The organism is Alteriqipengyuania triglochinis, from assembly GCF_054655655.1.
The window spans coordinates 645,083-657,752 of record NZ_BAAHNC010000002.1 but is presented as its reverse complement, the minus strand read 5'-3'; the positions used below and the strand labels follow the sequence as shown (position 1 = coordinate 657,752).

Here is a 12,670-nt window from a genome sequence, read left to right as displayed (position 1 = left end):
CGTCAACAGTCGTAATACAGGTCCGGCGGCTTGTTCTCCGGCAGTGTCTAGGGGGCGGACTTAGAGGTCTTATTTTCGGGATGATTTAGCCTCGTTTGTAGTGACAACGCAATGAAGATAGAGCGCGGTTTTCCAAGCGCCAAATAGCTCTCCAAGCAAATCGTGCAAAATCCGCTTCCGGCTGCTAAAACCAACTAGGAATGTTAATCGATCGTTGACGAAAACCGAGCGCAACCTGCACGCTGAATTGACCACGGTGCCCGGTCCCACGGCACTCGCAGTAGAAAAGGGGCGGATCGATGGGAGAGGCCAAGGCCAAGCGAGAGGCTCGAAAGAAGAGGGCGGAACTGAGCAAGGAGATCGCGCGGTCCCGCTTCAATCTTCTCGCGATAGGCACACGCAAATCCCTCGCGCCGTATCTCTACGAAGAGATATCTTATTGGGCGGACACAGACGAAAGAGTCATAGGCTTCGTCGCACGCGACGAACAGGACGGCGACTTCTACTGGGCGCTCCTAGTCCGCGACCGAAACGGGCGCTTCCGCTCGGCCGACTATGATGCCGAACTCCGTTCGGTTCAATATGCGACCATCGGCCTTCGCGAGCGAATAGCGAAGGCCGTCACAGAAGAGGACCTCGCTGTGCTCGGGATGCAGGGCGACGAGAGTAATCATGCAACGGACCTTCTAGCGGTGCCCCCCGGAACCGATCCCGCGACACTACATCCGAACTTTCGATTTCTGATCGAGACGCCCGGACGCGCGCCAGCGAGGGCAGTCCTCCGGGAACTCGGGCCCTGGCTCGCTCCCAGTGACCCCCATTTTGTCAAGGAGTTCCAAAGCAAGCAGTTCGACCAGCGCCTTTGGGAACTCTACCTTTGGGCGATGCTGAGAGAGATGGGTTATGACGTTACCCAGCCGGAAGCGCCAGACTTCCACTGTGTCTCGCCCAGAGGCGATTTTACGCTCGAAGCGACGACCTGTGCTCCGTCACAGGGCGGCGTGCTCGCTGACCACCCTAACCCAAGAACGCCGGAAGAGATCAAGGAATTCCTCAAGGACTATATGCCAATCAAGTTCGGCGCTGCCCTGACCGGAAAGCTTAACAAGAAGACTGCGGCTGGCGAAAGCTACTGGGAGCGGGGGCCGGGCGCCGGGAAACCCTCTGCCATTGCCGTCGCTGACTTCCACAAGCCGGGTGACGAAACCTCGCTAGGATCTATGACCTACACGCAGGAGGCGCTTTGGCGCTATCTTTATGGGCAACGGGTCGAGTGGCAATTCATCAACGGGGCGCTGTCGATCAGGAGTGTGAAGGTCGAGGACCACGTCTACAAGACCAAGACCGTCGAGACTGGCTTCTTCGATCAGCCAGGGGCGGAAAACGTGTCTGCCGTAGTGTTCTCCAATGCTGGCACCCTAGCCAAGTTCGACCGCATGGGCGTGGACGCGGGCTATGCCCCTGAGCGGCACATTTATCGCCGGATCGGCTTTCGCCTTGATCCCGATCCGAACGCAGTCGTCGGCAAAATGTTCGACGAATTGATCGAGGCTGGTTCAGGGGAGCGGTGGTCAGATGAGATCCAGGTCTTCCATAACCCTAACGCCGCCAAACCCCTTCCGCTGGAGACGTTCGCGGGAACGACGCAGCACCGTTTCGAAAACGGGTCACACGTCTCCTATTCTTCGGGAACACCTGTCCTCAGTTCGCAGACGATCATCATTCGTCTGATGGACAGCGATGAGCTCGATCGTGCTATCGTCTGAACAACGGAACGATCAGGAGTATTGGGGAAGAAAACGTAGTGAGGGCGGAAACGGTGAGGGCTTCTCTCGGACTCACCAATCCCTGTTACGAAATTCGTCCATCTGTAGCGCACTGCCGGGGCGGTGTGGCACACGCGATCGGCAATCGCTGGGAGGATTATGATGCAGGTAGAGCTCTACGATGCGATGCGCCTCGCCGACGAGTTGGAAGAATTACTGGAAGACTACGGAATCAGCGTTGGCGCACACCGCTCGACCGGGGCCGATATGCTGTCTTTATGGCGGGTGCTCGAGCGAATGCGGCTAGGTTTACCAGTGACGCCCAACGCCGACCGCAACGAATATGCGGCGGGCGTCGCTGTTCACGACCTCGCCGCAAAGGTGATGGCCGTCCGCGACAACCCGGCCTTCAGGCAGCTCGTCCCGCATTTAGCGATGCTTGCCAAAGGAGCCGTGCATCTCACGCAGCAGCCCCCGGCCGACGCTGACGTTTATAATAAGCTGATTGAAATCTACTGGGCCTGCCTACTCATGGCGGACCATGTCGACGTGTCGCTCGATCACCCCATCAACTCGTCCGGCGACAACCCTGACGTCATCGCCAATGACAGCGGCAAACCGGCTAGGGCCTACGCTTTCAAAACCATCAGGTCGCAGCACACGCAGAACATCCTCGACCACCTCGTGAAGGGTGTCGAACAGATCGAGCGATCAGCGGCCGAAGAGGGAATGGTTTGCTTCCATCTGACACCCCGCATCCTCGATGCCGGGCTGTGGCCGCAGGACAGCTACTACCTCGACTGGCGGGTGCCCGTTGCACAGGCCACGGAGCTGTTAAGCAAATGGATATCCCAAGTGGTGATCGATAACGGTCAAAGTGTGGTCGATAATATTTTCCAAGGGCGCAAGGCGGTCGGCACAGTCCTCTGCATCGCTCTGTTCCCTACCGTCGCGCGCAACCCTAAGAGCGGCAACCCGGTAGTGATGCCGATCAAGGTTGCAATACTCGTCGAAGTCTCACCGACCCATCCAATCTCGAACGCACTGCATCGCGAGGTTGAGGCCGCAAATGTCCGCATGCAGACGGTCTTGAACCTGACTGCCGGATAATGGTCCGATGCTCGCCGGTGGATGGCTCCGGGCTTCCGTGCAGCGCCTGATAGGCAGCACCGGGGTGCTAATGAACCCACAGTCCTAGGACTTCCGTCTATAGGTCAGTATGCAATCTCAGCCGTGGCTTCGCGCACACCGTGGACCACAATGCTTGCCGCGCTCAGTCTCTTGCGACGGCAAGCTCCTCGGTTACGCCACGAAAATGCTCCAGCGCCGCTTCGAGATTTTCGACGATCTCCTGCGCAAGGACGTCCGGCTCAGGCAGGCTGTCAATGTCTTCCAGGCTGTCATCCTTCAGCCAGAAGATGTCGAGGTTCAGCTTGTCGCGATCGATCAGCTCGTCGAAGCTGAAGCGACGGAAGCGCTCGGTCTCCTGTCGATTTCGGTAGCATCGGACGAAGTCATCGAGGTCGGCGCTGGTCAATCGCTTCGTCTTGAGGGTCTTGTGGACGTTGGTGCGGTAGTCATACACCCATAGCTCCTTCGTCTGCGCCTCCTTGGATGCTGGGCGCTTGTCGAAGAACAGCACGTTCGCCTTCACGCCGGGGCTATACCAGATCCCGGTGGGCAGGCGCAGAAGCGTGTGGAAGTTGAAGCCCTCCAGCAGGCGCTTGCGAATGCCCTCACCGGCCCGGTTGGCCTCGAACAGCACGTTGTCAGGCAGCACCACACCGGCGCGACCCTCAGCTTCCATGATCGTCAGGATGTGCTGGAGGAAGTTCAACTGCTTGTTCGAGGTGGTGAACTTGAAATCCTCGCGCTCGTAATTCTCGCGCTCGGTGGTCACGGCCCCGTCCTCGCCGACGACCTTGTAACTCGATTTCTTGCCGAAGGGTGGGTTCGCGATCACCACGTCAAAGCGTGCACCGGGATCGCCTGCCAGCGTGTCAGCCTGTTCGACCGGGCTTCCGCCGTTCCCGACACCATGCAGATAGAGGTTCATCGCGCACAGACGCACAACCTCGTCCACGATGTCGTAGCCCTTGAACGACTTGTGTCGCAGATCGCGCAGCTTCTCACGATCCTGGCTCTGGCCTTTCATGTGGTCGTAGGCTGCCAGCAGGAACCCGCCGGTGCCGCAGGCGGGGTCGCAGACCGTCTCGCCGATCTTCGGATCGACACACTTCACGATTGCTTCGATCACCGGCCGAGGAGTGAAGTATTGCCCTGCGCCGGACTTCACCTCGGAGGCGTTGCGTTCGAGCAGCCCTTCGTAGATCTCGCCCTTCACGTCGACGCTGTGGCCGATCCAGGGGCCTTCCTTGTCGATGAGACTGACGACCCGTTTCAGCTTGGCTGGGTCGGACAGCTTGTTCTGCGCCTTGCGGAAGATCGTGCCGATCAGCCCATCGACCTTGGCGAGAGCTTCAAGCGTGTGGCGATAGTGCAGCTCAAGCGCGTCGCCGTCCTTCCCGGCGAGCGCGGGCCAACGCCATTCCGGCGGGATCGACGACGCCTCGTTCAGCAGTTCGTCTCGCTCGTGATCCATCTTGAGGAACAGGAGAAAAGTAATCTGCTCGACGTAGTCGCCGTAGGAGATGCCCTGGTCGCGCAGGACATGCGCATAGTTCCAGACCTTGGAAACGAGTTGCTCGTTGCTCATGCTCCGTCATCCTGTTGCTCAGATTGCGCCTCCTCGCGCCTCACTTCGAGCCTCTCGCAGGCAAGAATGGCATCAAACGATGGTCCCGCAGCGTCATACTCGGCGCATTCCTTTTCGAGCTTACTTACCCGCTGTGCTTCACGCATTTGCATGTCATTCTTGCGCTCCCGCACCTCCGTTGCAGTAAGGCATATCCAGTCTTCCGAGTTGGACGGGTCGACTCGAAGTGGCAGTCCATTTCGATCCTTCCCTTCATATGCCACAACCTCTCCGCGCCAATTCGTCACCGGTGACATCTCCACCGAGGGCATGTCGATCGATTTGCAGAACTTGTCTTCGTTTGAACTGCCGCAAGCGCTCGTGAGTGCCGAGATAGCAATCATCGGCGCCATAATTCGCTTTCGGATATAGGGCTCCTAACCTTCTTCGTATGATCGGATGATGAGGGACTTTGCTCGCTCGAAATCGTCGTGCGAGCCGATGGTCAGTTCGAGGTCGCCAGTGCCGAAATGGCCGATCTTGCGCACATCGCGAGCGAAACCATCTTCCTCGATCATGACCGTGTCGGGATCGATCTTCAAGAACATCTTCAGCTGGTTCAGTGTGGGCCGAACCTCCACACAAGCGAAGTTCTTTATCCGGCGGTAAGCGAGGTAGAAGCGCGTGACCTTCTTCGTCACATCGTCCCCGCGGCCAAGCAGGAAGGTCTCAACGTCCGAGAACAGCTCGGCGAGCTGCGGCGACATGTCATCCATATATTCGGAGACGGTCTTGTAGCTCGAATTGCTGCCACCTGCCTGCTTGGTCGGCGAAGCTCCTTTGGTCGATACCGAGGCTGACACGGCGGTCAGCAGTTCGAGCAGCAGCAGGTCGTCGCCGAACTTGCGGTAGCGGACCAGCTCGATGTTGCGGCCCATCTGCTTCACCGCATGCTCGTCATACTTGGTGAAGTCGGCTGCGATGCAGATCAGGCGCGGAGCGCTCCACTCGATCTGCTCGGCAGCCTCCTTCCCGTATCGATCGCGCACGAGGATTTCGAAGTCGCCGCGGTGGTCCATCAGCCAGTCGAGATAGAATAACCCCTGGTTGATGACGTTCTCGGATCGGTCGCGCTTGTATTCGATGATGGCCGGGTAACCGTTCTCGTCGATGCCCAGCGTGTCCATGCGCCCGCCATGGGTGGTGGCGTATTCGCTGGCGAGAAATCTCACACCGAGCAGCGTATCGAGATTCTTCTCGAACTGCGTCTGGAGACCCTTTTCCAACGGCGCTGACGAGCTTTCGAGCTCGCACAGCGCGCCTGCTGTAGTCTGAAAGAGTTTGAGGTCACTCATCGTCGTCGCCCTTATCGGCAAATGGATCTCTGGGGATTTCCCTGAACTTTTCTCGCTCGGCCTCGGCCGCCCGTTCGGTTCCCAACAGCCAAGTCCAGCATCTGTTGAAGAGAGCAACGCCAGCCGTGCTCCCTGTCAGCGACAGCTTATCGACCACGGTCTCACCCATGAAAATATGAAGCGATTTGGACTTGGCGTAGGTTTCGAGGAATTCGTCGGCAGGGAATGCCGAAAGGAATCCCTTGTAAATATAATCCACCTTCACCCCGTAGGCGCTGCGTTCATAGAAATGATCGCCAAATACGTAGTGCAGGTCATAGCTTTGATCCTCTTCCGCCGACCATTCGTAATTGGTGACCGAAAGAAAGACCAATTCCCGGTCTTCAGTGGCGGCGCGGCGCACCAGCGCAGTCTTGGTCGATCCGGGGCCTTCATATTCGAAAGTCGCCATGCAGAGACCGGGCTTATCTCTTGTAGATGCGTTGCCAGCGACCTCGAAACCTCCTGCGCTACCGAAGTCGCGTGTTTGTGCTGCGGCAGAAGTCGCTGACAATGCGAACGCCAAAGCGGACAACATAAATGGGGTTCGGAGCTTCATGCTTTGGCCTTCTTGCGCTTCGCCTTGGGGGCGGCTTCCCGCTGCGCCTGGATGCGTTCGAGCAGTTTTTCGGCGGGTTCGTCGGATGGGTCTTGCGGGACAAGCTTACCGGAGAAGGCGTCCTTGAGGATGGACTGGCGGAGAGCGGCGGAGCGTTTGAGTTCGGTCTCACACCATGCTTCGCCTTTCTCGATCCTGGTGACGGCTTCCTCGACAGCTTCCACGATCTCTGCCTGTTTATCGATGTCCGGTAGATCGAACGCGATAGCCTTCGTTTCGGCACTATTGAGGTTGTGGACGCCGCTTGTGGATTTTGCCTGCCGCTCGATGCGCGCTCGGACTGCGGGTGAGTTCAGAACGATATGGAGAAATGCTGGGAGGATCCGCTTGCGATCCAACCGCAGCCGAATGAGGTATCCGGCGTAAGCCATGCCCTCGGCATCTGCTGTGACGATCGCTCCGCGACCTACCAAATTTGCACTACCGTTCGAGCGGACGATCAGCATATCCCCCTCGCGCAGAGAGAGTTTTTCGAGCTCTTTCTCGGTCAGCTCGGTGAATTTGAGGTCTGCCAAATCGATGTCGCCACCGACTACGTTCGGAATGCGAAGGACAGGTGTGCCTGCAACGTCCGGCCGACATTTCTTTGCCGTCCCATAGCGAATGTCAGCGAGCAAATCTCCCAACACTACCGGCACCCATTCGGTCGGTCCCTTTGCGGTGAGGGTGCCGGTGACGGCGGCCTTCAGGACTGACTGGCGGTAGCGCGCGAGCAGCTTCTGCACCTCGCGCAGCGCCTCCTCGCCCTTGTCGAGCTCGGCGAACAGCGTCTCGATCTTCTCGACGATGCGCTGCTGTTCAGGGAGTGGAGGAAGCCAAAGCTGCGTTGTTTCCAGAAACCGTTTGGGCACACGCTTCTGACCGACAGCACCAGTCATGTGGTGCTGCGCTTCGTGGCGCACTGCTGACGAGGATACGAAGTAGTAGAGGAACCGATTGTCGATTGCGCCCGTGGGCCGCAAGACATGGAATTCGGTCGTGCCGAAGCCCACGTTGCGCGGGAGTGGCGGAACTACCGCCATCTTGCCGTTCTCCATACAGGGCGTGATTTTGGCAAAGAGGACGTCGCCGGTCTCGAAGGAGGTGAAACCGTTCTTCACCTTGCTGAATGGTCGCCGCTCGCTCACATCGATCCGGCCTGTTTCCGCCTCGACCGCGGGCATCGGCACGAAAGGCAGCTCGTCTTCCGCCATAAATTGGGACTTATCTACGCCGGGATTGAAGGCGGCAACATCTTCGAGGGTAACGTTGTGCCAACCCGGCGGAATTTCGCTGTCCTCCATCACGCCACCAGCGCCGTCTGAAGCTCATCCAGCATCTCGGTAAAGCGGGGCTCGAACAGCGTGCGTGCCTTCAAGATGCCGCCCTCGTCCGACAAGGCGGGCGCTTCCATGAAATCGCGCGGTGTGATTTCCGCGTTCGCGGTGATGAATGCGGCGATCTTGCGCAACCACAGCTCCTGTTCGGACGAGTAATCGCGCCCCGCCTTCTTCTCTCGCCCGAGCCAGAGGTTGAAGCGTTGTGCGGTCACGCTGGCGAAGGGTTCCAGCGCGTCGGCCTGCCCTAGGGCGAAGCGGACAAGACTGACCACCTCGGTCAGCTGCTCGTCCACCGGCGCCCCGCGCACGCTCACCGCATCCAGCCGCTTGTATGCCTGCCAGACATTGGCGGTGGTGAGGTAGGGCGGCTTCTCGCTCATCGCGGTCACCAGCTCGCGGATCGCCGCATAGGTCATACGCTGCTTGCCGAGCGGCTGGTTGTAGAGGATTTGCAGCGCGGTCAGCTCATCGCGATTATCTTCGATGAACTGCTTGAAGCTGGTGATGGTCTCTTCCGACCGCTTGAGGTCGAAATCAGCGCTGATCACCTCATCGGTGGTGATTTCGTCGATCACGATGTCGGTCTTGGCCTTGATGTCCTTCAGGAGCCCGCGCACTGCGGGTTTATCGAAAGCCTGGCAGGCGGTGTCGGCCAACTGCTCGACCACCGCATCCTCCTGCTCCTTCGATGCCATGGGCCCATGCGCGGCAGTGATTGCCTCCGCCTGCTTGTCGGGGTCGATAGCATCGAGCAGCGCATTGGCGAGGTCGCGAGGCGTGCTGCCGCTAGTAGCCTCGGCAACCCGCTGCCGGTCTTCATCACCCAGCTTGCGATCTAGCGCTGCGAGGCGTGCAGCGAGCGACGACATCGCATCCTCGTCACGCCGCCCCATGGCGATCTGTTCCATCAGCGCCTCGAAGCTGACGGTGCGTTTGCGCTCCAGCGGCTGGCTGGCGTTCTTCTTGGTTTCGGACACGCCGACCGCATCGATGAGGACAAAGCGGGTCTTGGTCTTTGCGTCAGGCGTAACAGCCTTGAGGTCGGCATCGGGGATGGTGCGCACTCCCCGGCCCTTCATCTGCTCGTAATAGCCTTCCGACTTCACGTCGCGCATGAAGATCAGCACTTCGACCGGCTTGATGTCGGTGCCGGTGGCGATCATGTCCACGGTAACGGCGATGCGAGGGAAGGGATCGACGCGGAACGCCTTGATCATCGCCTTCGGGCTTTCGCCGGTGTTGCGGTAGGTGATCTTCTTGGCGAAGTCGTTGCCCTCACCGAATACCTCGCGAGCCGCCAAGACGATCTCCTCGGCATGCGCGTCGTCCTTGGCGAAGATCAGGGTCTTGGGCAGCCACTCGCCGGTGCGGTCGGTGAACAGCTCTGTAAAGACGCGATCCTTGTAGGTTTGGAGCACCGTGCGGATCTGGTTCGGATTGACCACCGAGCGGTCGAGATCCTTGCCCTCATATTCGAGATCGGCATCCAGCTCCTCATAGCGCACCTTGCGCGTGCGCTTGTCACGCACCGGGACGGGGAAGCCTGGTTGACCTTCCAGCGTGGCCCCTTCCTCGGTAATCCGCGTGCGGATGCGATACACCTCGTATCCGACATTCACCCCGTCGGCGACTGAGCGCTCATAGGGGTATTCGGCCACGAGGTTCTGGTTGAAGAAGCCCAGCGTGTGTTTCGACGGCGTGGCCGTGAGTCCGATGATGCTGGCGTCGAAATACTCGAGCACCTGGCGCCAAAGCCCGTAGATCGAGCGATGGCATTCGTCGGTAACGATGAAGTCGAAGGTCTCGATCGGGATTTCGGGATTATATTCGACTGGCGGCTGCTCCGCGTCCGCCTTTTCCCATTTCTCGAAGGCCGACTCTTCCTCGTCCTCTGTGTCCAGTTCCCTGCCGCGCAGCATCGAATAGAGCCGCTGGATCGTCGTGATGACGACCTTGGCATCGGGATCGAGGCGGTGCGAGTGTAGGTGCTGCACGATGTAGGTGTCGGTGAAGCGGTTCGCGGCGCCTGGTGGGTGGAAGTTCTGGAACTCTTTCAGCGTCTGATCGCCGAGGTTGTTGCGATCGACCAAAAAGAGGATGCGCCTCGCTCCGGCTTCCTTGATGAGCCGATAGGAGAAGGAGCACGCCGTGAAGGTCTTGCCAGCGCCTGTAGCGAGCTGGATCAGCGCACGCGGCTTATCTTCGGCGAGGGATGTCTCCAGCCCCTCGATCGCTTCGATCTGGCAGTCACGCAGCCCCGTCTTGATGAGCGGGGGCATGTTGCGCAGGCGGCCCCGAAGAGTGTCCGGCTGGAGCAACCATTCGCGCAAGGTGGCCGGCTGGTGAAACGCGAACAATCGCCGCGACCGCGGCTTGGGATCGCGTAGGTTCCTGAAGAAGGTTTCGTCACCGGTGCTCTCGTAGTCGTAGACGAGAATGTCATCCCACCGCGCCATGTGCTCCGGCAGAGCTGCCATGTATCTGTCGGACTGCTCGGCAACGCCGCTCAAGGTCACACCGGACTTCTTGGCCTCGATCACACCGGCCGCTTTACCATCGACGAAAAGCAGGTAGTCGCATGGGCCAGCTGGCAGCTGGAACTCGCGCACCGCCACGCCGACAGACGCATTGCGGTCGAATTGGTCCCGATCCTGCAACGCCCAGCCCGCTGCTTCGAGCAGGTGATCTATGTGATCGCGCGCGCTGTCTTCCGGTCCCCTCACCCGGCCTGTTTGCCGACATCGGACGAGGCGGGCAACAAAAACAGAGCCATGCCGATGCCCGACCTTGCATCGAAATGGTATTCCAGATCGATGCAAGGTCGACCGGCGGCTACCTGTGGGACCAGCCGGCTATGGGATCGAATTCCACGATACCGATCGGGCCAAATTCGAGCAGTCGCGGAAGATTGGCCCGCTGATCATCGGGCAGACCGACCATACCGTCTGCGATCCTCAGCATCTTCGCGCCGTCCGTAGGCACGCCCAACGCCACGGTGAACACCGACGCGGCTATGTCGACATTCGGTGCGACCGCATAGAGGTCGTCACTGTCATCATCGACCAGCCGGAAGAGCTTGAGCTGCTCTACGGGTGCGGTGTGTGCGATCCACCCGATCGGGCTGTAGCTGGCGAAACCCACCGGAGCCGTCCGTAGAAGCTGATCGAGACCGCGCCGGTGGTCTTGGCATAGCGTGTCGTCCACCCGCGTAAGCGACAGATCATTGTGTTCGCGGCCAAATGTCCGCTCGTGTTCGATGAGGGTCATCCAGGCCCGGTCATGCGAAGGCGCGACTATATGTGCGCGCACTTTACGATCCTCGCGCTCGATGATGCATTGGTAGAGGTGAAATTTCATCTTCAAGACTTTCTTGCTGTTGTAGATGCAGCAAGGTCTACGTGCCCCCCGAATGGGATACGGGTGGGTAATGCAATGGACCTGATGGGTTTTGTCGGCCCGACACCGATTGATGGCGTCAACGAGGGGCTTGAGCATTTATGTCCGTAGAATATCGGCTTTCTGCGCTTTGGAGTTGTTGCCGGTGTAGGGGCGAAAAGCGGCTGGGCTCGAATTTCTCCAAATTCAATCAAGTTGCGGCAACTTCCATCAACCGCACGAGATTTGGTGCCTAAGCAGCAGGCGAGGGCGTAAATCGTGACCCGGCCCACATGAGACCGCCCCTTAGCTGCACTCACCGCCGTAGTGGGAGCGCGACGCCGTCTACGAGTCGGGCTTGGAAACTTATGAGATTTGAAGGCGGGGAGGAACTTGGCACCAGCATCAAGCCAGCCAGCAATAATCTCAGGAAGCGTAGGTATACGCATCGGCACAGTGGTCTCGTCGATCAGGTAAACTCCGCCTCACCGAGCATACGGGGCGGGATTGCCGACTAACCTCTGGCTGGAGGGCCTATCGATCAGGCATGACCGCAAGGGGTCGAGATACCACGCCCGAACCAATCGCCGGTCACGGGCCTGTGTCATTTACAGTGCTGGGATGGGCTCCAGGTGGGCCAGCTTAACCTCCGGTCGAGGGGTGGTATCGCCACCAATCGCTGTGAGGCACCTTATACCGCTCATCGCCCTGAATCGCAAGCGAAATCCGTGATCTTAAGTCACATCGCTCCATGTCTTCCGACTGATCACATTGTCGATCGTTTGCCAGGAGACCCCATATTTTCGGGCGATTTTGGCTTTGCTCTCATCGCTCCTGCGAATTGCTCGAACATCTCGTTCAGTGAGTTTCGAACGTTTGCTCATGGATCTGGCTTTGTCGGTCCCAAGCGAACTCGCAATCATGTGCTCCGGGTGACAACATAACGGATTTCCGCATGTGCGCCTCACGGATAGGCCCTCATCGGGAAAAGAACCGTGAATGCACTTGAATGCTAAGCGATGGACGAGCTGTGACCCATAAAGAACTGACATCTTTCCTGTTGTCACACCGTAGCCATCAGGGGTGACCGCATGCGTCCATTCGAGACATCCTGTCGGCGCCAACCTCAACCGGCCGTTGAGGTAGCTGGCCAAGCGAGGGAAGCGTTTTGAAGGTAGCACGGGCACGGGGTCAAAGCCTACACGCCGAGTGATTTTCCGACAAGCGGGTTGCTCCCCGGGGTCTCAGAATTCCGCCATCGGGACTATCAAATGCGGACTACATAAAAACCATATGCTCACATGTGAGTAATCTCTGACTGTAATAAGATTCAATAAATTCACATAACGAGACATATCTCCCCTTCGGGGAGATACAGCTGACGCTTCGTTTTTTGTCAAAATTGTCAAAGAAACTCTCGGCGTGTGGTATGGAGTTTCGAGAAAGAGCCTGGACCTTTCCGGCATGTCCCTTAAGCTTTCGGTCTCTACCAGCGAAGAGAC

Annotated in this window: 9 protein-coding genes; 2 read left to right on the top strand and 7 right to left on the bottom strand. The window is 58.7% G+C overall.

What is annotated here, in order from left to right; translation table 11 throughout:
- Positions 1-299 precede the first annotated feature (299 nt).
- Positions 300-1,766: a hypothetical protein gene (locus tag ACYQ0L_RS08970; RefSeq protein ID WP_459788747.1), complete on the top strand. Its 1,467-nt coding sequence runs from the start codon at positions 300-302 to the stop codon at positions 1,764-1,766.
- A 159-nt stretch (positions 1,767-1,925) separates the two neighbouring features.
- On the top strand, positions 1,926-2,876 hold the full coding sequence (locus tag ACYQ0L_RS08965; RefSeq protein ID WP_459788746.1) for a hypothetical protein: 951 nt from the start codon (positions 1,926-1,928) through the stop codon (positions 2,874-2,876).
- Positions 2,877-3,039: 163 nt separating this feature from the next.
- On the opposite strand, the gene ACYQ0L_RS08960 is transcribed toward ACYQ0L_RS08965, so the two are convergent.
- The 7 genes from ACYQ0L_RS08960 to ACYQ0L_RS08930 form a co-directional block, all read right to left on the bottom strand.
- Positions 3,040-4,482: a type I restriction-modification system subunit M gene (locus ACYQ0L_RS08960; protein ID WP_459788745.1), complete on the bottom strand. Its 1,443-nt coding sequence runs from the start codon at positions 4,480-4,482 to the stop codon at positions 3,040-3,042.
- Positions 4,479-4,874, bottom strand: a complete 396-nt coding sequence (locus ACYQ0L_RS08955) for a hypothetical protein (protein ID WP_459788744.1) — start codon at positions 4,872-4,874, stop codon at positions 4,479-4,481. Before ACYQ0L_RS08955 ends, ACYQ0L_RS08960 begins: the two co-directional genes overlap by 4 nt.
- 24 nt (positions 4,875-4,898) lie before the next feature.
- Positions 4,899-5,816, bottom strand: coding sequence for a DUF5655 domain-containing protein (locus ACYQ0L_RS08950; RefSeq protein WP_459788742.1), 918 nt, complete (start codon positions 5,814-5,816; stop codon positions 4,899-4,901).
- Entirely contained in the window at positions 5,809-6,414 is a 606-nt protein-coding gene (locus tag ACYQ0L_RS08945) for a hypothetical protein (RefSeq protein ID WP_459788741.1), read from the bottom strand. Before ACYQ0L_RS08945 ends, ACYQ0L_RS08950 begins: the two co-directional genes overlap by 8 nt.
- The gene (locus ACYQ0L_RS08940; RefSeq protein ID WP_459788740.1) at positions 6,411-7,757 is read right to left on the bottom strand and encodes a restriction endonuclease subunit S; all 1,347 of its coding nucleotides are present in this window, start codon (positions 7,755-7,757) and stop codon (positions 6,411-6,413) included. Before ACYQ0L_RS08940 ends, ACYQ0L_RS08945 begins: the two co-directional genes overlap by 4 nt.
- Positions 7,757-10,516 carry a type I restriction endonuclease subunit R gene (locus tag ACYQ0L_RS08935; protein ID WP_459788739.1) on the bottom strand — a complete coding sequence of 920 codons (2,760 nt, stop codon included), beginning with the start codon at positions 10,514-10,516 and terminating at the stop codon, positions 7,757-7,759. The genes ACYQ0L_RS08940 and ACYQ0L_RS08935 overlap by 1 nt, the downstream gene beginning before the upstream one ends.
- Positions 10,517-10,625: 109 nt before the next feature.
- Positions 10,626-11,150, bottom strand: coding sequence for a hypothetical protein (locus ACYQ0L_RS08930; protein ID WP_459788738.1), 525 nt, complete (start codon positions 11,148-11,150; stop codon positions 10,626-10,628).
- Positions 11,151-12,670 lie beyond the last annotated feature (1,520 nt).

Excerpts from the sequence above, each read along its gene's own strand:
- ACYQ0L_RS08945 (WP_459788741.1), bottom strand. The coding sequence starts at position 6,414 with ATGAAGCTCCGAACCCCATTTATGTTGTCCGCTTTGGCGTTCGCATTG.
- ACYQ0L_RS08970 (WP_459788747.1), top strand. The coding sequence starts at position 300 with ATGGGAGAGGCCAAGGCCAAGCGAGAGGCTCGAAAGAAGAGGGCGGAA.
- ACYQ0L_RS08950 (WP_459788742.1), bottom strand. The coding sequence starts at position 5,816 with ATGAGTGACCTCAAACTCTTTCAGACTACAGCAGGCGCGCTGTGCGAG.
- ACYQ0L_RS08930 (WP_459788738.1), bottom strand. The coding sequence starts at position 11,150 with ATGAAATTTCACCTCTACCAATGCATCATCGAGCGCGAGGATCGTAAA.
- ACYQ0L_RS08955 (WP_459788744.1), bottom strand. The coding sequence starts at position 4,874 with ATGGCGCCGATGATTGCTATCTCGGCACTCACGAGCGCTTGCGGCAGT.
- ACYQ0L_RS08965 (WP_459788746.1), top strand. The coding sequence starts at position 1,926 with ATGATGCAGGTAGAGCTCTACGATGCGATGCGCCTCGCCGACGAGTTG.
- ACYQ0L_RS08960 (WP_459788745.1), bottom strand. The coding sequence starts at position 4,482 with ATGAGCAACGAGCAACTCGTTTCCAAGGTCTGGAACTATGCGCATGTC.
- ACYQ0L_RS08940 (WP_459788740.1), bottom strand. The coding sequence starts at position 7,757 with ATGGAGGACAGCGAAATTCCGCCGGGTTGGCACAACGTTACCCTCGAA.